Source organism: Lysinibacillus sp. NPDC097231, from assembly GCF_044761885.1.
Lineage (GTDB): Bacteria > Bacillota > Bacilli > Bacillales_A > Planococcaceae > Lysinibacillus.
In genome coordinates this window covers 12,113-33,480 of record NZ_JBIWDH010000025.1, presented here as the reverse complement: position 1 = coordinate 33,480, position 21,368 = coordinate 12,113, and the positions used below count along the sequence as shown (strand labels likewise).

Here is a 21,368-nt window from a genome sequence, read left to right as displayed (position 1 = left end):
ACCTCCTATCATGATAACTTTCTAAGTAAACCTATCACTTCTTCAAATTGCTCCTTACTCTCTTCTAGCATCTCATCAAGCAGCTTAATAAGCTTTAATTCTAATTCTTCATTACCGATTCCTTTAGTTTTTGTCTTTTCTTCTGATAATAAGTAGGCAATTAGTAGATTCAAGGTACCTTTTTCAAGATAAGCAAAGCTATTATTTTCCTCATTTCTATAGTCAGATAGATTTGTGAGCTGTTCTTTCATAAGTTGATGGATAACACTATCTATTTTTTGATTCGTTTTTTCATACTCACTCATTTTCATCCTCCTGTGTTTGACTAACTCCATTGAGATTTATAGGATTTAAGACAGCGACACCATCTTCTAGCTGATCACAATATGTAAAACCCATGATACTTCCTGAATAAGATAAATTATGTGACCATTTAATCTGAAAGTTAGAAAATGATAGCGTTTCATTAGGTTCGATCGTCGTTTTTCCTATAGGTCTAAGCCAAAATTCTTCCTTGCTCGATTGATCATTGATTCGCTCCCAGCTACTGTTCACTTTTAAATTTGGAGCGAAATGTTCGTAGACATACCTTCCAGAGAAGGAGAATGGGGAGTCTTCAGGCAGTTTTATACATAGATATGGATTTGTTATAGGCTGATTACCTATATTGCGAATATGATAAGAGCCCAAACATAAGCTTTCCTGAATAGGATCATAAGAAATATTGAACGAGGATGTGAAATAACTAATGACATTCACACTGTCAGAGATGGTGAGTTCACCAACCATTTGTTTAATCTCATGAACATAAAAATTCGTTTGTTTTTTTAATTCATTTATTTTCTCTTCTACACGATTGATGCGTGTAATCATAATCGGTACCCCCTGCTAATAGCATTGCATTAATCTATACATATTCAAACTTCTTTATGTGAAAGTTACTTCTTTTCATAAAAAAAAAGAGAGGATTACCCTCTCTTTACAATATGATTTTCTTCTATGTGTTAGTACCATTAACCAGGGAAAACTGTTGGGCACTGATTTGGACGGACCACAGCTGGACATGTGAATGGCAATTCTGCTCTTGGTTCGCAGAAAGTTGCTAAAAACTCAACAGTAACTGGGAATGTAGATTGAATACTTTGGCAAACCGATATAGTAATTGTTAATGCAGAAAACGTAATTGTACCTTCTCCAGCTGTTAATGTTCCAGTTGTACACACGAAACAATCTAAATCTGTGAATAAAATTTCTACATCTGTCCCTTTCGGAGCACATAATGTAACTTGTTCACAACGAGAAACTGGGATAGTAGTGCTTGTGAACACCGTACCACCTGGTAATGTTACAAATAACGTAAGAAGGAAATTCTTTTGAATCGTTAGATTTTGAAGACATACCGATGACCCATCAATAGTGAAATTGCGATTCTCACGGTTCAAAATAACAATAGGATTAGTTGTTGCTGGAACTACATTACAAGTAACTCTTGCACCTGTTAAAACTGTGCTTGGTGTTATCTCTGGAAAAGAAATTGGTCCAGTAAGAGTCATATCAAACGACATTTCCTTCACAATCCAGTCAAATACCTTATCGACATTAATACAAATTAATTCCGGCTCGGGGGATTGCATATGCTCTTGCATCCTTTTGACACCTCCATGAATTTTTTATCTTTCGTTTGTATCATATGTTTTCTAAATTTAAGTGTATGGGCTAATAAATAATTCGTTATGATGCTTGTTACAATACTTAAATATCCGTAGTGTATTGTTTTTGCTTTAGCAAAAATGTTTAAAAAGCACCGGTATATTTGTAACATAAAGTAAATATTTTTAATAAAATATGAATGGACTGAAAGGAGTGAAATGCATGGGAGATTCAAAATTGTACTCCACTCAAGACATTGACAAATTGAAGCAAAGGATAGAATCCTACAAGGAGTCGTTAACTACATTAAAAATGGGAACTTCAATAGAAGATTACCTTTTGTTGAAAAAAGATTTTGAGGGCATTAAAACACAAATTGCACATTTAGAAGGGTTAACAGAAACATTAGAAGATAAGCCAAATAAACAAACCAAGGGCTATGAGGAGCAGATAAAACTTCTTTCCACTCAAATCGAGTCTCTGAATCAAACCATTGAGGAAATGAATCAGGAAATTTTAATAGTTCTAAATAAATTACTGACGATTGAAGACACTGACGCTCCAACCCCTATACCTAAAACTGAAAACACTTCTACTTTTATGGCTAACAGTGTACAAAGGAATCTGAGAATCACACCGATAGCAGATCAATCGGAGGTTCCATCAAAGCAGCCATCTTATAAATTGCTACAAAGTTTGGCAGGTAAAGCAGCCAATTTACAGTCAAATATAAACAATGACATACCCTCTACTAGCCATGAAAATCAAAGAAATAAGCCTAAAGAGCGCAACTTTAATCAACAATACTTTCAATCAGTAAATACTCATCCAAGCCAAGTAAATAATGGTGTATACAGAAATACCATCGCAGAAACTACCTTCCATTTCAAAAATACTACTACTCCACAAGAAATCGCTGATAATATTTATGATCCTAATACCTTACCACCTTCAGAAAACAATGATTCTACTGATTATAATGGCATGAATCCTTCTAATGTCGAAGAAACGGTCAATTATGAAGAACCAGAAAAAATAAATAACACTGTCGATGAAATAAATGCTGAAATAACAAATGAGCCAGTCGACACAAATAAATCGCCTGCTTTAAAAAGTGAGGAAATGGAAGTTTTTGAAGCTTCAGCCGAGGAAGAAAATGAAATCCACACGGAAATTGAAGAAGTAAACAAGCAATCTGATCTTATAGAAAAAGCAACTGAAGAAGAGCATAAAAAAGCGAGAAACTCCTCGTTTTTCAATTTCTTTCGAAAATGGAGTTAGTGATACACAGATTATAAAAAACGTATAAAATGAATCTGTCCAATAAGTATAGAAAATACGTATTGGACTTTTTTATGTTCTATTAAATCCTACGGAGAAGACAAGTTTTATAAGGCTTTAACCACCCTTGAAAATTACCAAATTAATTGTAGATAATTGCCCTCGTCCCCCCAATCTTAGCTGAATAAGATAATGAAGAAAGGGGGTGTGAAAATGTGTAAGCATAATTCTAGATGCGGCTGTTCATCTAATAGGCAGTGCGAAAACTTCGGACCTTTTGTAGCGATTGACGCTGCATGTATTACTTCTCCTCCACTAACTACAACTACAGGCTCCATCATCCCATTCTCTTCAGGAATTGAAACTATTTTTTTAACATCTTTTGAGAGTGGCTTAATTGAGAGTGTAAGTCTTATAGGATTCGGCACGGGGATTAATGGAGTATCTCTTACTGGTACAAATATCGTAACAACTACTTTAACGGAGGCCTTTTCAGTTCCACGCGCTGGTACTATTACATCTATTTCAGCTACCTTCTCTGCAACGGCTGTCTCACCACTTCCAGGAGTAACAACAATCCGCGCCCAAATTTACCGTGCAACTGCGGGAAGCAATGTTTTCAGTCCTACGACAGCATTTGTTGATCTATCACCATCTCTCACAACAATAGCAGTAGGTACTATTGTAAGTGGTACTGCAAACGTTACACCTGTGCCAGTAACCGCTGGTGATCGTTTACTAATGGTATTCTCTGTTACTTCCACAGGGGCTGTTACGATTTTTGGTAATGCTAGTGCAGGAATCAATATTGTATAAGTGATTATGTTAAAGTTAGATAAAAGCTGAAAACAGAATTATCACCGGGTAAGAAATTAAACAATTCATATAGGCGATTTTCTTCAAATCAAGAAATCGCCTATTTTTAGCTAAAAACTTCATTCTTTATTTCGCTAAAGCATATTGAATATGAGCTAGATGATGCTTCCCATGCCAAGCATATAGGGCTAAGGCTTTTTCGAGTGTCATCAACCCAGAATCAGGATGATTAAATGCACGCTGTAATTGCACTTCTGTTAAACTTGTTAGCAAATAAACCCAGCGTTCATGTAAACTCTCAATCATTTGATAAGATGTCGAGATAGGCATTTCTGAATCTGAAAGCTTTGCCCACTCTTCCTCGTTATATGGCTTAATCGTTGGAACATCCTCTGTCAAAGCCAGCTTAAAACGGATATAGCTATTCATATGACTATCAGCAATATGGTGAACAAGTTGCGTAACAGTCCAGCCATTCTCTCGGTAGGATTTTGCTAATGAGTGTTCACTTGCACCACTAAGTGCCTCTGCTAGTTGTCTCGGTAAAAGACGAATATCCTCAATCCATTCCTTTACTTGCTGTGCTGTAACTACTTCTGGAAATCGAAATTGGCCAATTGGATATCGTAAATCGGTCATATAGCTCTCCTCCGTTTCTATTTTCTTACTTTTTATATTACCAATTTAATATTTTACGCGCTACTGACATTAATTTTTCATGGTCTGTTTCTTTTTCATTAGGTAATTTTGAACCTAATATATTCACAATATAATTCTGTCCATCATCTTCTTTCACAAAAATAAGTTCTGGAGATTCTTTATTAAAAAGAAATTCTAGACCATTTTCCTCAAATTTATTATATTCTCTCTTCTTAGTAGAGTTAATTGAGATGGCACCACTAACAGATGGATTAATATTGATTTGTGCATAGTCAAAACCATTATGATATTTTAAACTTAACGAGGCAATTTCAGACGTCAATTTCAATGTTTCTTCCTTAACGATGTAAGGTACATTTTTCTCCTTTGCTTCTAAATACATAGCTTTATTTCTACGCTCAGCTTCCTCCAATTCCATATCTGGCTGCTTATAACTAATGGACCCCTCTGAAAAGCTATTAGCACCAAGCAAGTCCTCACTTAAATGGAATTTTTCTTTTAATTCCATCGGTATTTGATTGATATTATTTATTTTTAGATCATTTTGATAGGAATGGACAGATGTCAAACCATATTTTTCATAGGCTTCTACAACTAAAAAATAAAAAAACTTCCCTTCTGGTAGGTTCGCCTTTAATTCATTTATAGTAGCATCGTATTGAGTAAATATTTTTCTTATATCATTATATTTCTCAGCCTCTTGTTCAGCCATATTATCAACTGTTAGTATTTGTTTTCCCTCATTATTAAACAGTTGCCATCCTGTTAACTCCATTGCTGTAGCAATTGAAGCTGTTATAAAGATAGTAAAAAAAACAAGCACAACAGAGACTCTTGTGTAGATAGGTCTTTGCCATTTTCCACAATTCATGATTTTATCCACTAAAATCTGCTCGTAAGAAGGCTGGGGAACAGCTTCATTCTTTAATCGATCTTCAAATTCCAGAAATGACTTTATGTTATTTTTCATCGTGTGCAGTCCTTTCAATGATTTTTTGAACCTTTATTTTTACTCTTTCATATCTTTTTCGTGCAGTAGCAGGTGTAATGTTTAAAATTAAAGAAATCTCTGCAAAATCCTTATCTTCAATTACTCTTAAGACAAGTAAGGCACGTTCCTTGGCCTTAAGTTGAGACATAATTTCCTCTAATTCAATGTCGATGCTTGGATTGTTAGTAATACTCACATCATGTATCTTTGCTCCCCCATCAAGCGCAATGAATTTTATAAAGGATTTCCTCTTCATCTTATTTAAACAATGATGATAGGCAATTTTATATAACCAGGCATTATAGTTCTCAATTTTCATTAACTTATTATTTTGAAAGGCTTTCATAAATACTTCCTGTACAGCATCCTCCGCATCATGAGCATTCCTTAATATGTTAAAACAATACACGTAAATTTTTTGATAATACTCCTTTAATAAATAGCTAATTCGATCATCTTTTGTTTCATCAATACTTTGTTCAAAAATTTTTGTATGCATCTAATCCCCCCTTTACCCACCTATATATGTAAACCAACAACTTACTTACAATGTGACAAGAAATGTATAAAACCCTCATTTTGTAAGAATTATAGCTTACAAAGCGAGGGTCAGAGTGTAACCTATTAACTTTTCTATTCATTGATATCATATATTAATGTATCAAAGTAGCTCCCATTGGTATAAAGTAAAATTGCCCATTCACCTGGCTTTGGGATTTTCACACTTGAAGGTGCATGAGCATCTGCGCCATTATTAGGTCCATCTAGGCCTATTAACCAACCATCCACCAATATCGGATGTATTGTTTTGGAATCTCTATGATAGCCAATTATCGTTAACTTTGTGTCACGGTAAGCCTCTATTCCCCAAAGATGCCACATCCATTTTTGAGTACTTAAACTTGGCATACTAACACCAATCACACCTGATTTATTGTCATTGCCAATAATACCTCTATCTCCGAATTCTACTGCCTTTTTGTTCCAATCAATCGATTTAAAATCACTTTCTTGCACGAAATCAGGTACATCCTCTGGCAGAGTAACTGCCTTCTCATTCATTGAACAGCCTACTAAAAGCAATAACACTGTAAACAAAAGTAAACATCGCTTCATATAAACACTCCTTTTTAAGTCATGGTTATTTCCTATGAAACGATGCTTTCACACACATTGTTACAGATTATTCCGAAAACTCTAGCATTACCTATCCACCTGTTATTCTATTGAACCTAGCACAAATTTAACTAACGGCTTTAGAGGATGGATAATCATGAATGCTGTCTCATTTTCAAACTGCTGTGCCGCCTCAACCATTGAAAGCTGCGCAACAGACGTTTTCCTTTGCTCTCCCCTTATATGATGAAGGGTTTGAAAAATAACGCTATTATAAGCTTCTTGTTTTCCCTGCATAATCAGTTCAAAAGTATTGTCGATCACTTTTGCTACAACATCAATATCCTTTTCATGCTGCTTTGCGTATTGCTGAAGCCTTTTCATTGTACCTTCCACAGTTCCAGGATTCGTAAAAAGGATCATTTGAGGCTGTTCGTCTTCACAAATGGCTTCAAAATAAGGTTCATCAATTTTAAGTATGGGAATTGAGAGCTTCGGAGGTTCTTCCTCTAACAAGGCAATATAATTAGTACATGTTATTAAAATGGCATCTATATGACAGCTCTCCATCCATTCAAGTTGCTCTTTAACTTTAAAAGCTAACCCATCAGCTCCCATAGAAGCTCGTTGTATAAGACCTGGATCCACAAAATGGACTAGCTCTATGCTATCGATGCTTTGAAATGCTTGCTCTATATACGTAATATTTGAATAGTGTGCATGTAAACAGCCTAACTTTTTCTTCAAATTCCGTCGCCCCTAACTAGTAAGCTTTTTTTCCATTGTAACTACTGAAAGAGAGTCGCCATTACGATTCTCAGACATTTCTTCTTTTGTTACAACATAACCCACTGAGCGATATAACTCAATATTTCTTGGCACACTCATACGAACCTTACATTCACTAATCGTTTTTTCATTAGCAAGCGCATATTGTTCAAGCTCCTGAAGTAATGCTTTAGCCAAACCGTGCCCTTGCTTCTCGGGAATAACAGATAATCTAAAAAAATAAATACCCTGAGCATTAAGTGTAAATCTTACCATTGTAACGGGCTGTTCATCGATATATCCAATAAAAGCATGTTCTCCTTTCTTCATCGCTTGTTCAATCGATGCAACGGTTTCACTTAGTGCGCTTGATGGTGGTGTAGCGTGTTCATACTCTTTAAAAGCCTGTAGCATAACGTTATGAATTACTGAAGCATCCTCTACTTGTGCTAAAATAATGTTCATCTATCCACACTCCTCTTATGATTAAAAATACATTATAATGCATTTTTAATCATAAATAAACCGCATTACCAAAGATAATGCGGTTATCATTATTAATTTTCATTCACAAGACGTATATTCTTCTCATTTATAAGCACGATTTTTCTCTACGATCCCCACTGATTTCTAAAACATTCTGAATCTGTGAAAAATGATGCAAATCGTGTTCCACTAAACCAGCAAAGTAACGGTGAAGCGTTAACTCAGATGTCCCAATTTTAAAGGGCTGCTGCCATTGTTGGTCTTCTATTTGATTAAGTGCATCCATTAATAGTTTTCTATATTTTTTAAAATGCGCTATCGTCTCTTCTTTACTTTGCTCACGACTTTCCCTTGCTGCACTTGCATTCATTTCCTCCGCATCCGGCCCTTTTGGTAGGCTTTCTTCAGTAAAAAGAAACGGAATCCGTAGATTTAACACGAATTTATCCCACGGAGTAAGATGTCCAATTACCTCTGCAACCGTCCATTTTCCAAGTTCAATTGGCGTACGCCATTGTCCTTCCGTTACATTGGCTAAACTCCCCACAAATGCTATGGATTTATCATAATGGGAGAGTATTTGATGCTTATCTTGGTTCAAATTCTTTACCCCTTTACTTATTTAGTAGATAACCTGTAGCTTCGGCCAAATTGATTTCCATTGCTTGTTTTGAATCCTGTTCTTATAAATCCCATGCATTTGGGAGTCTTTTTGAAAATACGGCGTAGGAGCAACAATCCCGGTAATTAAATGCTGAATACCATGAGGCGCGTTTATTTCAAGAATTCCATTAACGAGTCTTACACCAATAGCTGTTGGTGTTTCTGGGAAATGCGCTATTCCATCTGTAGAAGATTGATAGGGTTCACTCCCATTAACAACATGCATTCTCGCCTGATTTTTCACAGACCATGGCACATTTGATAAAGATGATTGTAATGCTTGCTCATAATTTTTCTCATTTTCTTCTGAGAGATTTGCTTTATCAAAATATATTACATCAATATCAGCTAAAGGCGTCCTGAGTTCATAATGATGAAGATAGTCCCACACCTTTGAACGGATAAATCCAGCACATACCCAGGAATCAGATAAATGTAGGCTCTCTACAGTCGTTAAGATTTCCATCATCCAAACATCAGCCGCAATTAAGTTTTTTAACTCTTTCTCTGTTTTTAAGTACTTCATTTAACCACCCTATGTAGATTCTTAATGATGTATCCATTGTTTTATTTTTTTAGCGATGCAGTTGGGAGCATCCCTAAAAATATCATGGCCTGCCTCTGCGATAGATTCAACTTCTAAATTGTTTAGTTTAGCTTGCAAGTCTTGGATACCTTCTTTTCTAACGGTATCTAACTCCGCAGGCTGTGTTGCATATATTAAAAGAGATGGACAATTAACTCGACTTAATATATCAGCAGCTGGCTCCGTATATATCCCTTTAATCATCGATTGTGCGGTAAAAACAGAAAGTGTTAATTGTATTTCTCCATCTCTTTCCTTAACCTGTGCTCTTGATGCAGCTTCAAGCTCTTCTGACCATCGGGAAAGTTCTTCTTTTTCTGATTCAATAAAAATCTCCCAAGAAGGAAACTTTGTGTCATTGCAAAAATTTTCAACGTTTTGTAATTCACTTTCCAATGTCATGCCTAATTTTTCAGCAGACAAATATCCACCATCTAGTAGAATTAGACCCAGAATTTGTTCAGGAAACCTTGCAACAACATGCAATGCCAATTCTGCTCCTAGCGAATGGCCAATCAAATAAAAGGATTTATTCCCCTGTTGTTGGCTTATTATTTTTTCTATTTCCACAATCAAATTAGTTGGCAAATAATCCTTTTCTTCTTGTAAGGCTTCTGCATAGCCATGGCCTGGTAAATCAAAAGATATTACATGATACTCTGCTAAAAGCTTGGCGAGTTCCCCAAACGCTAATCCTGTACTCCCTAATCCATGTAAAAAGATTAAAGTAGTATTTTTTTCGTTACCCCACTGATAGATATGCTGCTGCATAATAAGCCTCCTCTACATTTTATGTCGGAAAACTCAATTTCCATTAATTACAATTATAAAGGTGTTATTTGTAGTAGCCAAGAGGAGAAAAATGATGGAGTGACCTATAACGAATTTACTCATAGGTAAGAAATACAATACTTATAAATTATTTTTATACAAATCTAAAAATAATATATTAGATTTATAAATCAGTTGCATATACCCTGTAACTATCAAAGTTAAAGGGAGACGCTTATGAAAAAATCTTTTATTTTGATTGTAACCTTTGCCATTATAATGGGACTTTTTTATACAAAGCTTTCACTGACGCTTGTCGGTATTGGAATTATTGCTGCTTTTATTGGTACCCTTGCTGGAGGGGCTGGGCTAATTACAATCCCTGCTATGATGCTTGTTGGTATACCTATTCAAACAGGCATTGCTACGAATAAATTTTCATCTGGGATTGCAGCGTTGTCGAGCATCTTTTATCTTCTTTATCATAAAGAGCTTCGACTAGCATCTATTATGAAATATATTGCTATAGCCATTACAGGAGGCGTTTGTGGAGCACTCCTAACAGTATCTATATCAGAAAAAACCATGAATATTATTGCATGTATTCTACTTATTTTCGCCTTATTTATAACGTTGAAAAATAAGGAGTGGACTGTTAGCTCAGAAGAAAATGACATTAAACACAGCAATAAATTATGGCAGCCTTTTTTAATCGCGGTTTATGATGGTGGATTTGGGCCTGGCTCTTCAACCTTCAGCATACTACATTTTTTACGCTATCATTACTCCTACATAAAGGCTGTACAGCTCACACGTGTACTTATTTTTGGGAGCTGTACAGGGGCATTTATAGTTTTTTACCAAACTGGCTTTCTACAATGGCAATATGCAATTGCGATGGCGATAGGCTCTATTATTGGCTCTCAACTCGGCCTTTTAGTTCTGCCAAAAATCCCAATAAAAGGGGCTAAAATACTACTAATAATCATCATTTCATTACTACTTATTCAAGTAGCAATAAAACTGATTTAACTACTTAAGTGTTCATGAATTAACTTCCATTCATTGTTTAAGACCGTAAAAATATTCGTTGCTCTCCCGCTACCTGATACAAGTTTTCCGTTATGATAGCCTTCATAATGGTATGTATAAATACATGTAGCTGATTGTTCATCAATTGTAAGCCACTGTACATCGGTAGCTGTGTATACTTCTTCTTTTATCAATTTCCACGCATTGTTGAAATAGGCCTCTATTTCTTCTACTGTTGTGCATGTTTTATCGGTAAACCAATAAACTGCTTGCGGATGCAAAATCTGCTTCACGTTATTGAAATCATGGGAATTCGTAGCTGCAATATAGCGCTCTAAAGCTTGTTGATACGGCATGGTAATCCCTCCCTTTTTTAAATTATATTAGCTTAAATTCTACTACTTAGAAATACTATTATTAGAAAGAAAATAAAGGGCTCCCAAAATAAAGCTAAAACCAAGGCACTGTATAAAAAATATTTCTTCACCTAGTAGTATTGAAGATAAAACAATACCGGAAAACTTTGTACAACAAGCTTACCCGCCACAACTGAGCTACCAACTATAGTCATAACTAAAAGTATTTTTACACTTGGAAGTAGTTGCTTGTTCAATAATCTTTACTTCTAGTTAACATAGCTGGATTAATAATGTCTGCTACAGCCAAAAATAGATTCTCTGGATATTCAGCAAGACGATGACATAAATATAAATACCACTCTCTTCCATACGTAAGATAAACCTTACAACGATATCCCTTCGCTTTTAATTGATGAATCAAATCTGGTCGTATGCCATAAAGCATCTCTATCTCAACATTTGGTTGATTAAAATATTGTCTTTGTTCCATTTCTTGAATCAATACCTCATCATGCGTAGCTATCGAGATTGGATGATTGGCATTAGTTAACTGCTCTACATAATGAAGATAACGTTCATTAAGTGCTTCTGATCTTTTCAGCGCGACATCGATTGGCTCCTGGAAAGCGCCTTTAACTAGCCTTATTTTCCCTGGGTATTGAATGAGCTGTTTAATATCATCCTCCGTACGATAAAGATGTGCTTGTAGTGTAATCCCGACATTGGAATATTGACAAGCTATTTTTTTATAAATATCGAGGGTATCGCTCGTCTTTGATGACTCCTCCATACTAATCATTAAAGTAATTTCATATTGATTTGCTTTTTGAGCAAGATCTACCAAGTGCTTATAAGCAAGTTCTGCGTTGATAGAAAGACCAATATGAGACAAATCAAACGAGACGGTTTGTTTCATTGACGAGGCACCCATGCTCTCAATAAGTTGCAAAAATTCATCTTTGACCTTCTGGCATTCCACCAAATCCGTTGTATTTTCCCCGATTAATTCAATGGATATTTGATAATCCTTGGCGATGAATTCTAAAGCCATCGGGAGGGCATCCTGTCTCTTTTCACCCGTAACATATCGTTTTGCCGCCTTCCATAATAACGGATAGAGTTCTGTTGACTGTTGAACGGCATGTTTCATTTGTTCATCTCTCGCCGCAGATTTTAATGCTTGAATCACTAATTCTTCTGTATTTTTCATTTTTATTCCTCCCCTCACCTATTTACCAGTACTTTAACATGATAAAATTGGTAGCATAAGAACCACTTCATAGAATTTTTCAAGGTACCACTTTTAAATGGGAGGCGAGACAAAGTTGTTATGGATACCGATTGACCGTTCTTCAGATATTCCTTTAAATCGGCAAGTATATCAGCAAATTCGGGAAAAAATTTTAAATGGACATCTTCAAGCAGGCGAAAAGCTAGCATCAACCCGTGAACTTTCTGCCGAGTTAAAGGTTTCGAGAAATGTCATATTGGAGGCTTACGATCAGTTGTTAGCTGAAGGATTTTTAATTGCACGAGGAGGTTCAGGAACTTTCGTTGCAGAAGGAGCCTTTTTAACACAGCGTGAGACACTATTTGAATTAAATGAAGCCGAAAATAAGACAAAAGATCCTATTATTAATTTTCGTTCGGGCATTCCAGCATTGGACTTATTTCCACGTAAAACTTGGGCAAAATTATCACATCAGCTATGGAACGATATTGAACCAACGAATTTTGGATATGACTCCCCAGAAGGTCGTCTAGAATTAAGACAAACGCTAGCACAATACTTATTGAGAACTAGAGGTGTTACCTGTCATCCAGAACAAATCGTTATTACATCAGGCGCTACACAAGCAATGACACTTGTTTCTAGGTTGCTTTTAACACCTAAGGATACAGCCATTATGGAAGATCCTATTACAAATGATATTCAAACAATTTTTAAATCTTCAGGTGCCTCTATTTATCCGATACCTGTAGATGAAGATGGCATGAAGACAGCCTTAATACCAGAAAATTTGCACCCAAAATTTGTCTTCCTAACTCCATCCCATCAATTCCCTCTAGGAGGTACTTTACCAATACAGCGCAGAATTCAATTAATCAATTTCGCTAGAAGGAATAATTGTTTATTAGTTGAAGATGATTATGATAGTGAGTTTCGCTATGAAGGTTCACCTGTTAGCTCTTTACAAGGCTTAGATTCAGAACTTGTACTCTATATTGGCTCTTTTAGCAAGATCCTCTCTCCAGCATTACGAATAGGTTACATCGTACTTCCAACTCATCTAATTGAGAAATGTCGGCAGCTGAAATGGTTTACTGATTTACACACACCATCATTAGATCAGCTTATTCTCGCTCGTTTTATTAAGGATGGCTACTTGGAGCGACATATTGCAAAAATGAAGAAATTTTATAAAAGCCAGCGAGATTTCCTTATCCAATGTTTACATACAACCTTTTCACATAAAGTGAAAGTTTTAGGTTACTCTACTGGCATGCATTTAATTGTTGAACTGGAGGATGTTCATTTTTCTAAAAAATTATTGTTACAAATCGAACGATTTGGTGTAAAGATATACCCCGTAGAGGATCATTCGATAGAGAAAGGGAAATATACTAATCGGATTATTTTAGGGTATGGACATTTAAAGAAGAATGAAATTGAAGAAGGCGTGACAAGAATATTTCATGCAGTTTATGATAAGGAATAAGGAGGATATCCATGCTTGCTACTATTCAGAAACAACAAAATAGCTATTTCGTAAATTTCAATCGACCATTGTCACATTCAGTTGATGCAGTGTGGGCAGTATTAACGGAGAATGACAAGATCCAAAAATGGATGAATAATTTAGAGATTATTGATCTTCGGAAAAATGGTAAAATCCGTTTTAATATGAACGATGGAACAGATACATATCTGGAAATTACAATTACAGACTATGTTGTGAAGGAAGTGCTCGAATTTGACTGGGGCAAAGATACGGTAAGGTTTGAACTTTCCCCTAATTGCAACGGCTCCATATTAGTATTACTTGAATCGATTGGTGAGCTAACTGAGCATACGCCTAAAGATTTAGCCGGCTGGCATGTATGCTTAGACCTACTTTCGGACTTATTAAATGGAACTGTACATGAAGAATTTCCAATGGAAGAATGGCAAAAATATTTTACTAAGTATAAGCAAATTGTGGATGAGGCAAGAAAAATTTAAGTTTATCATGAACAAACTCCTAGAGTGAAAATGCTCTAGGAGTTTTCGTTAATGATAAAAAGCGGTAGCAATTTCAAGTGCTTTTAGAGGTTCCTTTATTGAATCAAGCGTATAGACAAGCTTTTGATCCTGCCAAACCATTAAACATCTAAATGTGCAAAGCGGTTTTGTTTGGAATAGGTAGCATATGTTGTTCTTTTTTGTTACCTTCTCAAGAAAATACCTATCATGTGATACAACAAGTAAAGTTCCCTTATACTACTCTCCACTTGAGGACAAAAAAATCCCTCCAAGTATTTTGGAAGGATTAGTCACAAAAATATCATATACAAACAAGCTACTTTCCGACCCGCTTCTAAATAAAGACGGTCGGATGGAAAATCAATATAGTACAACTTCAATCAACAATTTCGTTGATACAAGTTGTGCGTTATGGAAAATAGGCAGACTAATCCTATTGATTGAAATATAAAATTTCATGCGCAAAAGTAAGATTAGTTAATCATTAGCCACCCATCGTCAACTTCATCTGAAATTACATTAATTGTAACATCATTTTCTTTAAAAACGATAAAATTACGAAATAACTCCTTAACATCATACTAATCAGGGAATTCTTATTGGTGCATAGTATAGTCTAAATTACCATCTCGAACATTCATAAGAACGAATATTTCTTCTTGCAATGCTATGGAAGCGCCAACCATTTCTACTACTCCATCTGAATCCTAAAATAAACTCTCTTCCTACAGCGGTCGGGAAGAACCAAAAAGCTGTTCCGTTTAACGTCCATATATACGTATTTCTAAATAAGCATGATTCAATACCACTTGAACCTATTCCCCAAGGTGGAAGCGATGGCACAAAGCTAGGGGGTGGACCAAGAGGCATTTGACCTGCTGGTGGTGGTCCGAAACTAGGTGGACCAAATGATGGTGGTGGTCCGAATGACGGTGGTGGTCCAAAACTAGGCGGTCCAAATGATGGTGGTCTAAAACCAGGCCGTCCGAATGATGGTTCGAAACCGGGTTCTGGAAATGTAATAATTTCTTCATATGGATTGTACATGATAAACCCCTCCTTCTACATAACTCAATATATGTAAAAGGGCTAATAACCGTTGAGCAATTGCCTAATGGTAATGCATTATGTTTAGTATTTGTTTGGGCTTTTTAGCTTGTTGGTGTGTTACGTAAATAGGGGTGCATCACTCGCCAATCCTCAAGCTTTTCCTCAAAAGATTTAATATTTTTACCAGGTATCGGGCTAGTTGATGGCATTTTCTGATAGGCTCGATCAGCTAAAACTTCAAAACCAATATGCCTTTTAAAAACATCAAATGCCTTTGCTCCATTAAAAAGTACTAACTCAATATTAGGATAGTGTTCAAAAAGCATTTTAAAATCATTCGGCTTTTCATTACGAATGGCTGCATCTAAGCTTCCTATACGCTCGCACGATTCAATTGTATCCCAGAGGCCAATATGATTGCTCTTTAATAAGTGTAATCTTTGTTCATAGTCATCTGGTATAGCTACTTCTAATATTTCCCCAATAATCGCCCAAAAGTGATTGCGTGGATTACCATAATATTGCTGCTTCTCTAATGATTGCTTTCCTGGCATTGAGCCGACAATTAGCACCTTCGTTGACAAATCAATAACTGGCGGTAATACATTTTTTAGTTCATTTGACACATCAATCACTCCTTCCTTCTATTGTAGCGAAAAATCAGAGCCATTAAGTATTTCCTGCGAACTTTTTAAATGAAGTTGGTTTGAAGAATGATTTTTTATATACGACCTTACTATCTCATAGCCAATGCAATATCCAATCCACTGAGGGAGCTTTCCACCATATAGATATTCAACATGACGTTTTATTCCTTGAACATTGATCTGAGGTAAAAAGTGCTTCTCCCATATGTTCAACATCTTATCCAATGAATAGTACTTCAACCATGGCGATAACCATCTATCTCCGTAAATCTCCTCCACTGCACATTCTGCCAAGCCTTCTAAAATTAAAGAATCCAACAAGGTCACTTCGTTTAGAGATTTATTTAAATATTGCAGACGACAAACATGATTGTATTCATGTGCAAATAACGCCTGAAGTTCCTGTTTTTTAAGTTCTCCTACAAACAAAAATAAAGCATTTGGATAGGCAGCACCATTTTTATTTGTCATTGTTTGCTCCTGCGTTATAGGGAAAATATAGATTGGTATATTGGGACCGCTCCATCTTTCTTGTAAGTAAATAAATTCCTCCTGTACAATTTGCCAAACATTTCGTTCTTTTAATTTTTGAATATCGATGTTTTCATGTGGCTGATAAAGCCCCTGTTGCTGCAGTTCATATTGTATTTCTTCCGAATTTCCACCATTAAACACCTCTACTAAACGACTACAAAGAGTAGAGCGTTGTAATTCATAAAGATTTCTATTTTGATTATGTTTTTGAATGTTCTTTATTTCATTAAGCCACTCATCTGTCGGCATCACTGACATTTCCTCACCCCCTGTCATAGTTTATGTCATAAATAGACAATCGGCTAATGATAGATATATGAAACAGCATATATTAGTTTGTAAGGAAGTCGAAAGGGGGGATATTTTGTGAATCCAGCTGATACTTATAATCTTTGCTGTAATTATCATGGTAAACGTGTAAGAATTACAGAAACATGTGGCAGAGTACATTACGGAGAAATAACTAGGGTGGATAGAAGACAGGTATGGATTCTACCTGATAGACGATTCGGTGGTTATGGTTTAGGTTATTGGGGTTATGGAGGTTTTGGAGGAGCAGGCTTTGGTTTTGGAATCGCACTTGGGGCAATTGCCGGAATTGCATTAGCACCACTATTTTTTTGGTAATATTGAATACGTCTAAATATGAGCATCCGCTGCTTGGTTTTAAAAAAAATAAGCCATTTCAATCTATTGTTGAGATGGCTTATTTTCCCTTAATGCACTTGCTCTTGCTGTTGTTTGCTTTCAATTAACTCGGATATTGTGACAAAGGTATAGCCTTGTTTTTTTAGTACTGGTAATATTTCTTCCAGCGCCTTAATGGTCTGCGTGCGATCGCCACCTCCATCGTGGAATAAAATAACATCTCCAGGCTTTGATCCTTTTAGTACCTTTTGTACGATTTTATTTACACCAGGCTGCTTCCAATCTTGAGTATCCTGATGCCAAGACCACATAACTACTTTATATCCATCCTTAACAGCGGCGTTGATCATTCGATCATTATAGTTCCCACCTACAGGACGAAACAAAACTGGGGAAAATCCAGTAATACCATAAATTATTTCCTTCGTCTGACGCAGCTGTGCCTGTAATTCTGTTATGGAAGCTTTAAACGGATGTGAATACGTATGATTGGCCAACTCATGCCCCTCAGAATAAGATCGCAAAACAATGTCTGGATATTTTTCTGCATTTTTTCCAATAATAAAGAAGGTAGCCTTTGCATCATACTTTGCCAATAGATCTAGAATAGCTGCCGTATATTTTGGGTGAGGTCCATCATCAAAGGTTAGAGCAATAATTTTGTCTTCTGTGTTAATGTCCCATACAACTTCCCCTGTCTCCTCATAATAAGGTCGACCTTTATCTGCATAGGTTGTCAGCTCTGTAAAAAATACCGAGATGATTGAAAAACAAAGGATTAAAACCAATACATATTTACGTGTCATAGCATCACCTCCCAAGTTCAAATTCACATAACTCCGTCAACTTACTATTTACGAATTACAATGAATTATACTTGTGAAGGATTGGCTGTTTACTCCTTACACTATTTCAAAATAATTTTTTGTGCGTATTTATCACCAAATAATTGTTGATGTTTTTCATGTATAATTCAAATAAATTTGAACAAAATGTGAAAGTAATTACATAGTACTTTATTTTTTCAGCGATTGATGTAAAATAAAACGCATAACTGATATATAACAACTAACATTTTTATTTTATTTGTTATAGTACAAAACAACAAAGGGGATTTCATATATGTGGGTTATTACAGTTTTTGAACAAAACACTTATCGCATGTTCGAGTACAAAACTAAAAACGAGGCAACGGTTGCATTAAAAAAATTCAAGCAAACAGCTATGCTTTCTTATACAAAATAAATGAAAAGGATCAACTCATTTCTACGAGTTGATCTTTTTGCTTTTTACGTAATCTCGGCAACAGACTTTAATTTTTCAGGGCATGGTCAACACCAAATCCAATTACTACCTGTATTCTATTTTTAGATAGCCATGCTGTACCACTGATACCTTTCCCCATTATTTTCAAATTTATGGGGAAATTTTTTCACATTAGTTTTAGGTAACAGACTAACTTTACAATAATTTTTAGTGAAAATATCGAACACCTTTTTATCTATTGCCATATGTATAGAGAGAAAAGGGGTGATTTTGATGGTAACAATTGAGCCTATTATGATTCAAGGGCATTTTTTCACTGCTGTAATTGTTCAATTACCAAAAACAACACTACTAACAATTTCAAATGAAACAGGCTACATTATGTGTGGTGCTTTAGATGTTGGTTTGTTAAATGATCGCTTAGCAGACCGGAAGATTATTGCTGGTCGAGCAGTTGGCGTGAAAACAATCGATGAGCTATTAACGGCTCCATTAGAATCCGTTACGTATGAAGCGCAGCAACTAGGTATTACTGAGGGAATGTCTGGTGTAGAGGCATTATTAAAAATGATTTAACAAAATTCTTACAAAGCGTCAGTGCAATACGACTAGGCGCTTTTTTCTTTGGACTTATGTAAAAGTGTATAAGCTATTTACTCTATCCCTATACTTTAGACAAAAGGAGTGTTCGTTTTGGATAAAGATAAGCATAGGAAAATACATGTAATTTTATTGTTAATAGTACTTATTATTTTCGTGTGGTCTGTCATAAAACCAGTATCCTATTTAGACTGGCTCGCAGAAGTTAGCCCTGCTGTCGTTGCAATTATTATTGTAGTCGCTATTTATAACAAGTTTCACCTTACAACACTTTCTTATTATATCATTGCCCTTTTGTCTATTCTAACATTTATTGGTGGACACTATACTTATTCGGAGGTTCCACTTTTTAACTGGATTAAAGAGGAGTTTCACTTAAAACGAAATGACTACGATCGATTTGGGCATTTCCTAAAAGGTTTGATGGCCATTGTCATAAGAGAAATATTAATACGAAAAACACCACTAGTAAAAGGCGCCTGGTTAACAGGCATAACAATAAGCATTATGCTCGCTATTGCTGCTCTCTATGAAATTATTGAATGGCTCAGTACAAAAATTTCAAAGGGAAGTGGAGGAGCGAATGATTTTGTAGGTATGCAAGGAGATCGCTGGGATGCACAATGGGACATGCTTTCGGCCTTCCTCGGGACAATTTTAGCTTTACTACTATTTACAAAATTACATGACAGATTATTAAAAAAACTTAAAAAGTAAAAAACAATGTTACTTCTGTAGTAAGCATAATAGCTAGTATTACAATGTATTTCCTACCCGCCTCAGCCAATCGAGATATTGAGGAACATGAAAAAATGAGCCTTCTATCCAAATCTCACGAAGGCTCGTAAAATTATTAAAGCAGATTTATTTGTAGCTAAAATTTAAATATATTTTTTTCTACATAAAATGTTTCATCGGAAGTTTTAAAAATAATATCAAAATACTCACTATAGGAATGCATAAACAATTCTTATTGAATTCGACGTCATGGGACTGCTTTAAATAATTTATATCTGTTCCCCTTTCAAGTACATCTCGGCCAGACCTTCTCTTTAATTCTGTCCCACCATCTGTATAAAAATAATTTTTCAAATCAAATAATTCCGGATTAATAAATGCTACACTCATTCCCTCGACAATCGTTACTTTAGTTTTTGAAGAAATTAATGCACTTTTCATATAATGCGTATCTACTGTCAATAAATCTAAACCTTCTCTAACCATCTGAATATCTCTTTCCAAAGAAGGTAAATGATGTGCCGCTGGATGGCAAGCAGTCATTTTAAAATGGTGCTGTTCGTTTCGATAAATATAGTTGATAATAGTATGCTTTCGTATATCCGAACTAACAATATACGGGTCTGTATTAATATAATTCACTTCAGCCTGATTTAGTAAATCTATTGGCAAATGTTGTTTTTCCTGCAGCTCCATGTCCAGAAATACCAATAACAATTGGTTTATCTCCTTTGTCAGTCCAAGTAACGATCTCTTGCAATAACCTATCCATTTTTCTCCTCCCAATACCGTTCCTTTTATAATTCCCATATACGTTCTAGAGTCACTTCATGATCCTTAACACTTAGTTGAAAAACATCTGGATTACTTAGCTGGGTCCAAAATTGAAAGTCAACATTACTATTATAATTTTTCAAAAGTAAGGTAATTATATTTCCATGACTAACGATGATTGTTTGTTCGGCGTCACTTTGGAGAATTCCCTCAACAACATTAACGATACGTTCCATCGCTTCTTTACTTGATTCTCCACCATCAAATTTTAATTCCATATCAATGAATGTTGCTTGCAGTTTTTCATACCAATCTGGTAAATCTCTTGTGCTTAAAATGCGTTCTGAAAGGCGTTCATCAATTTCAATATTTATATTGTCCATCGTACTCAGTGGTTCTATAGTTTGAATTGCTCTTAAAAAAGGACTAGCAATAATTCGATCAATTTTTTTGTCAGCGAAAAACTCGGCTAAAACTTCAGCCTGATGAAAGCCATGTTCTGTTAAAGAAGCATCCGATGATTGTCCTTGTGCTTCGCAATGTCTAATGACATAAATATGTTTAACCATATAAACCTCCTAAAGAAAATATGGAGAACCTACATCATTGTTATTCACCACAATATCTGCTTTTTGTTAAAGGTTATGCTCCTTTAAACAAAGACTCGATGCTGCGTGATACCTGTCCA

Annotated in this window: 28 protein-coding genes and 1 pseudogene; 9 read left to right on the top strand and 20 right to left on the bottom strand. The window is 35.5% G+C overall.

All coding sequences use genetic code 11. From position 1 onward, the window contains the following. Positions 1-8: 8 nt before the first annotated feature. The 3 genes from ACIQXF_RS15215 to ACIQXF_RS15205 form a co-directional block, all read right to left on the bottom strand. A complete protein-coding gene (locus ACIQXF_RS15215) occupies positions 9-305 on the bottom strand; it encodes a hypothetical protein (RefSeq protein ID WP_402784144.1) in 297 nt (98 codons plus the stop codon). Beyond that, positions 298-873, bottom strand: a complete 576-nt coding sequence (locus ACIQXF_RS15210) for a hypothetical protein (protein ID WP_402784142.1) — start codon at positions 871-873, stop codon at positions 298-300. The genes ACIQXF_RS15215 and ACIQXF_RS15210 overlap by 8 nt, the downstream gene beginning before the upstream one ends. Before the next feature lie 140 nt (positions 874-1,013). Next, a complete protein-coding gene (locus tag ACIQXF_RS15205) occupies positions 1,014-1,646 on the bottom strand; it encodes a BMQ_0737 family morphogenetic spore coat protein (RefSeq protein ID WP_402784140.1) in 633 nt (210 codons plus the stop codon). Positions 1,647-1,872: 226 nt separating this feature from the next. Here ACIQXF_RS15205 and ACIQXF_RS15200 point away from each other — a divergent pair, with 226 nt between their 5' ends. Together ACIQXF_RS15200 and ACIQXF_RS15195 are read left to right on the top strand one after the other, a co-directional pair. After that, a complete protein-coding gene (locus ACIQXF_RS15200) occupies positions 1,873-2,931 on the top strand; it encodes a hypothetical protein (RefSeq protein ID WP_402784138.1) in 1,059 nt (352 codons plus the stop codon). Between the two features lie 213 nt (positions 2,932-3,144). Then, positions 3,145-3,747, top strand: a complete 603-nt coding sequence (locus tag ACIQXF_RS15195) for an exosporium glycoprotein BclB-related protein (protein ID WP_402784136.1) — start codon at positions 3,145-3,147, stop codon at positions 3,745-3,747. 126 nt (positions 3,748-3,873) lie between these two features. On the opposite strand, the gene ACIQXF_RS15190 is transcribed toward ACIQXF_RS15195, so the two are convergent. The 9 genes from ACIQXF_RS15190 to ACIQXF_RS15150 all read right to left on the bottom strand — a co-directional run bounded on the left by ACIQXF_RS15190 (position 3,874) and on the right by ACIQXF_RS15150 (position 9,788). Then, positions 3,874-4,386, bottom strand: a complete 513-nt coding sequence (locus ACIQXF_RS15190) for a YfiT family bacillithiol transferase (protein WP_402784134.1) — start codon at positions 4,384-4,386, stop codon at positions 3,874-3,876. A 37-nt stretch (positions 4,387-4,423) separates the two neighbouring features. Continuing rightward, a complete protein-coding gene (locus ACIQXF_RS15185) occupies positions 4,424-5,377 on the bottom strand; it encodes a hypothetical protein (protein ID WP_402784132.1) in 954 nt (317 codons plus the stop codon). Continuing rightward, positions 5,367-5,897, bottom strand: coding sequence for an RNA polymerase sigma factor (locus tag ACIQXF_RS15180; protein ID WP_402784130.1), 531 nt, complete (start codon positions 5,895-5,897; stop codon positions 5,367-5,369). Before ACIQXF_RS15180 ends, ACIQXF_RS15185 begins: the two co-directional genes overlap by 11 nt. A 134-nt stretch (positions 5,898-6,031) precedes the next feature. Beyond that, complete coding sequence (locus ACIQXF_RS15175) at positions 6,032-6,514, bottom strand: hypothetical protein (RefSeq protein ID WP_402784128.1); 483 nt, start codon at positions 6,512-6,514, stop codon at positions 6,032-6,034. A gap of 102 nt (positions 6,515-6,616) precedes the next feature. Next, entirely contained in the window at positions 6,617-7,261 is a 645-nt protein-coding gene (locus ACIQXF_RS15170; protein WP_402784126.1) for a hypothetical protein, read from the bottom strand. Positions 7,262-7,273: 12 nt separating this feature from the next. After that, the gene (locus ACIQXF_RS15165) at positions 7,274-7,747 is read right to left on the bottom strand and encodes a GNAT family N-acetyltransferase (protein WP_402784124.1); all 474 of its coding nucleotides are present in this window, start codon (positions 7,745-7,747) and stop codon (positions 7,274-7,276) included. A gap of 127 nt (positions 7,748-7,874) precedes the next feature. Then, positions 7,875-8,369, bottom strand: a complete 495-nt coding sequence (locus ACIQXF_RS15160) for a DinB family protein (protein WP_402784122.1) — start codon at positions 8,367-8,369, stop codon at positions 7,875-7,877. A gap of 21 nt (positions 8,370-8,390) precedes the next feature. Further along, complete coding sequence (locus tag ACIQXF_RS15155) at positions 8,391-8,957, bottom strand: nucleotidyltransferase family protein (RefSeq protein ID WP_402784120.1); 567 nt, start codon at positions 8,955-8,957, stop codon at positions 8,391-8,393. 21 nt (positions 8,958-8,978) lie between these two features. After that, positions 8,979-9,788 carry an alpha/beta fold hydrolase gene (locus ACIQXF_RS15150; protein ID WP_402784118.1) on the bottom strand — a complete coding sequence of 270 codons (810 nt, stop codon included), beginning with the start codon at positions 9,786-9,788 and terminating at the stop codon, positions 8,979-8,981. A 279-nt stretch (positions 9,789-10,067) separates the two neighbouring features. Between ACIQXF_RS15150 and ACIQXF_RS15145 the strand changes: the two genes are divergently transcribed. Further along, positions 10,068-10,820, top strand: coding sequence for a sulfite exporter TauE/SafE family protein (locus ACIQXF_RS15145; RefSeq protein ID WP_402784208.1), 753 nt, complete (start codon positions 10,068-10,070; stop codon positions 10,818-10,820). On the opposite strand, the gene ACIQXF_RS15140 is transcribed toward ACIQXF_RS15145, so the two are convergent. After that, positions 10,817-11,176, bottom strand: coding sequence for a YybH family protein (locus ACIQXF_RS15140; protein ID WP_402784116.1), 360 nt, complete (start codon positions 11,174-11,176; stop codon positions 10,817-10,819). The genes ACIQXF_RS15145 and ACIQXF_RS15140 overlap by 4 nt on opposite strands. A gap of 253 nt (positions 11,177-11,429) precedes the next feature. After that, a complete protein-coding gene (locus ACIQXF_RS15135; protein ID WP_402784114.1) occupies positions 11,430-12,389 on the bottom strand; it encodes a proline dehydrogenase family protein in 960 nt (319 codons plus the stop codon). Between the two features lie 115 nt (positions 12,390-12,504). Between ACIQXF_RS15135 and pdxR the strand changes: the two genes are divergently transcribed. Together pdxR and ACIQXF_RS15125 are read left to right on the top strand one after the other, a co-directional pair. After that, entirely contained in the window at positions 12,505-13,899 is a 1,395-nt protein-coding gene (pdxR, locus tag ACIQXF_RS15130; RefSeq protein WP_402784112.1) for a MocR-like pyridoxine biosynthesis transcription factor PdxR, read from the top strand. Between the two features lie 11 nt (positions 13,900-13,910). Next, the gene (locus ACIQXF_RS15125; protein ID WP_402784111.1) at positions 13,911-14,402 is read left to right on the top strand and encodes an SRPBCC family protein; all 492 of its coding nucleotides are present in this window, start codon (positions 13,911-13,913) and stop codon (positions 14,400-14,402) included. Positions 14,403-15,044: 642 nt separating this feature from the next. On the opposite strand, the gene ACIQXF_RS15120 is transcribed toward ACIQXF_RS15125, so the two are convergent. The 3 genes from ACIQXF_RS15120 to ACIQXF_RS15110 form a co-directional block, all read right to left on the bottom strand. Beyond that, positions 15,045-15,470, bottom strand: a complete 426-nt coding sequence (locus ACIQXF_RS15120; protein ID WP_402784110.1) for a hypothetical protein — start codon at positions 15,468-15,470, stop codon at positions 15,045-15,047. 104 nt (positions 15,471-15,574) lie between these two features. Further along, complete coding sequence (locus ACIQXF_RS15115) at positions 15,575-16,099, bottom strand: DNA-deoxyinosine glycosylase (RefSeq protein WP_402784108.1); 525 nt, start codon at positions 16,097-16,099, stop codon at positions 15,575-15,577. A gap of 18 nt (positions 16,100-16,117) precedes the next feature. Continuing rightward, positions 16,118-16,912 (bottom strand): DUF2268 domain-containing putative Zn-dependent protease, encoded by a 795-nt coding sequence (locus tag ACIQXF_RS15110; RefSeq protein WP_402784106.1) that lies wholly within the window; start codon positions 16,910-16,912, stop codon positions 16,118-16,120. Between the two features lie 108 nt (positions 16,913-17,020). Here ACIQXF_RS15110 and ACIQXF_RS15105 point away from each other — a divergent pair, with 108 nt between their 5' ends. Further along, complete coding sequence (locus ACIQXF_RS15105; protein WP_402784104.1) at positions 17,021-17,281, top strand: hypothetical protein; 261 nt, start codon at positions 17,021-17,023, stop codon at positions 17,279-17,281. Positions 17,282-17,370: 89 nt separating this feature from the next. Here ACIQXF_RS15105 and ACIQXF_RS15100 read toward each other — a convergent pair whose 3' ends face one another. Next, complete coding sequence (locus ACIQXF_RS15100; protein ID WP_402784102.1) at positions 17,371-18,108, bottom strand: polysaccharide deacetylase family protein; 738 nt, start codon at positions 18,106-18,108, stop codon at positions 17,371-17,373. 316 nt (positions 18,109-18,424) lie between these two features. On the opposite strand from ACIQXF_RS15100, the gene ACIQXF_RS15095 reads away from it, so the two are divergent. From ACIQXF_RS15095 to ACIQXF_RS15085, 3 genes are all read left to right on the top strand, one after another. Continuing rightward, positions 18,425-18,547, top strand: coding sequence for a hypothetical protein (locus tag ACIQXF_RS15095; RefSeq protein WP_402784101.1), 123 nt, complete (start codon positions 18,425-18,427; stop codon positions 18,545-18,547). Between the two features lie 294 nt (positions 18,548-18,841). After that, entirely contained in the window at positions 18,842-19,144 is a 303-nt protein-coding gene (locus ACIQXF_RS15090) for a YunC family protein (RefSeq protein ID WP_402784099.1), read from the top strand. Between the two features lie 117 nt (positions 19,145-19,261). Then, positions 19,262-19,885 carry a DUF2238 domain-containing protein gene (locus tag ACIQXF_RS15085; protein WP_402784097.1) on the top strand — a complete coding sequence of 208 codons (624 nt, stop codon included), beginning with the start codon at positions 19,262-19,264 and terminating at the stop codon, positions 19,883-19,885. Between the two features lie 157 nt (positions 19,886-20,042). Here ACIQXF_RS15085 and ACIQXF_RS15080 read toward each other — a convergent pair. After that, positions 20,043-20,678 (bottom strand): annotated as a pseudogene (locus ACIQXF_RS15080) (phosphoribulokinase). 25 nt (positions 20,679-20,703) lie between these two features. After that, positions 20,704-21,249: a histidine phosphatase family protein gene (locus ACIQXF_RS15075; protein ID WP_402784095.1), complete on the bottom strand. Its 546-nt coding sequence runs from the start codon at positions 21,247-21,249 to the stop codon at positions 20,704-20,706. Positions 21,250-21,368: the final 119 nt, after the last annotated feature.

What these genes read in the sequence shown, in the direction of transcription:
- ACIQXF_RS15215 (WP_402784144.1), bottom strand. Translation starts at nt 305, where the DNA reads ATGAGTGAGTATGAAAAAACGAATCAAAAAATAGATAGTGTTATCCAT.
- ACIQXF_RS15210 (WP_402784142.1), bottom strand. Translation starts at nt 873, where the DNA reads ATGATTACACGCATCAATCGTGTAGAAGAGAAAATAAATGAATTAAAA.
- ACIQXF_RS15205 (WP_402784140.1), bottom strand. Translation starts at nt 1,646, where the DNA reads ATGCAAGAGCATATGCAATCCCCCGAGCCGGAATTAATTTGTATTAAT.
- ACIQXF_RS15200 (WP_402784138.1), top strand. Translation starts at nt 1,873, where the DNA reads ATGGGAGATTCAAAATTGTACTCCACTCAAGACATTGACAAATTGAAG.
- ACIQXF_RS15195 (WP_402784136.1), top strand. Translation starts at nt 3,145, where the DNA reads ATGTGTAAGCATAATTCTAGATGCGGCTGTTCATCTAATAGGCAGTGC.
- ACIQXF_RS15190 (WP_402784134.1), bottom strand. Translation starts at nt 4,386, where the DNA reads ATGACCGATTTACGATATCCAATTGGCCAATTTCGATTTCCAGAAGTA.
- ACIQXF_RS15185 (WP_402784132.1), bottom strand. Translation starts at nt 5,377, where the DNA reads ATGAAAAATAACATAAAGTCATTTCTGGAATTTGAAGATCGATTAAAG.
- ACIQXF_RS15180 (WP_402784130.1), bottom strand. Translation starts at nt 5,897, where the DNA reads ATGCATACAAAAATTTTTGAACAAAGTATTGATGAAACAAAAGATGAT.
- ACIQXF_RS15175 (WP_402784128.1), bottom strand. Translation starts at nt 6,514, where the DNA reads ATGAAGCGATGTTTACTTTTGTTTACAGTGTTATTGCTTTTAGTAGGC.
- ACIQXF_RS15165 (WP_402784124.1), bottom strand. Translation starts at nt 7,747, where the DNA reads ATGAACATTATTTTAGCACAAGTAGAGGATGCTTCAGTAATTCATAAC.
- ACIQXF_RS15155 (WP_402784120.1), bottom strand. Translation starts at nt 8,957, where the DNA reads ATGAAGTACTTAAAAACAGAGAAAGAGTTAAAAAACTTAATTGCGGCT.
- ACIQXF_RS15150 (WP_402784118.1), bottom strand. Translation starts at nt 9,788, where the DNA reads ATGCAGCAGCATATCTATCAGTGGGGTAACGAAAAAAATACTACTTTA.
- ACIQXF_RS15145 (WP_402784208.1), top strand. Translation starts at nt 10,068, where the DNA reads ATGGGACTTTTTTATACAAAGCTTTCACTGACGCTTGTCGGTATTGGA.
- ACIQXF_RS15140 (WP_402784116.1), bottom strand. Translation starts at nt 11,176, where the DNA reads ATGCCGTATCAACAAGCTTTAGAGCGCTATATTGCAGCTACGAATTCC.
- ACIQXF_RS15135 (WP_402784114.1), bottom strand. Translation starts at nt 12,389, where the DNA reads ATGAAAAATACAGAAGAATTAGTGATTCAAGCATTAAAATCTGCGGCG.
- ACIQXF_RS15125 (WP_402784111.1), top strand. Translation starts at nt 13,911, where the DNA reads ATGCTTGCTACTATTCAGAAACAACAAAATAGCTATTTCGTAAATTTC.
- ACIQXF_RS15120 (WP_402784110.1), bottom strand. Translation starts at nt 15,470, where the DNA reads ATGTACAATCCATATGAAGAAATTATTACATTTCCAGAACCCGGTTTC.
- ACIQXF_RS15110 (WP_402784106.1), bottom strand. Translation starts at nt 16,912, where the DNA reads ATGTCAGTGATGCCGACAGATGAGTGGCTTAATGAAATAAAGAACATT.
- ACIQXF_RS15100 (WP_402784102.1), bottom strand. Translation starts at nt 18,108, where the DNA reads ATGACACGTAAATATGTATTGGTTTTAATCCTTTGTTTTTCAATCATC.
- ACIQXF_RS15095 (WP_402784101.1), top strand. Translation starts at nt 18,425, where the DNA reads ATGTGGGTTATTACAGTTTTTGAACAAAACACTTATCGCATGTTCGAG.
- ACIQXF_RS15090 (WP_402784099.1), top strand. Translation starts at nt 18,842, where the DNA reads ATGGTAACAATTGAGCCTATTATGATTCAAGGGCATTTTTTCACTGCT.
- ACIQXF_RS15075 (WP_402784095.1), bottom strand. Translation starts at nt 21,249, where the DNA reads ATGGTTAAACATATTTATGTCATTAGACATTGCGAAGCACAAGGACAA.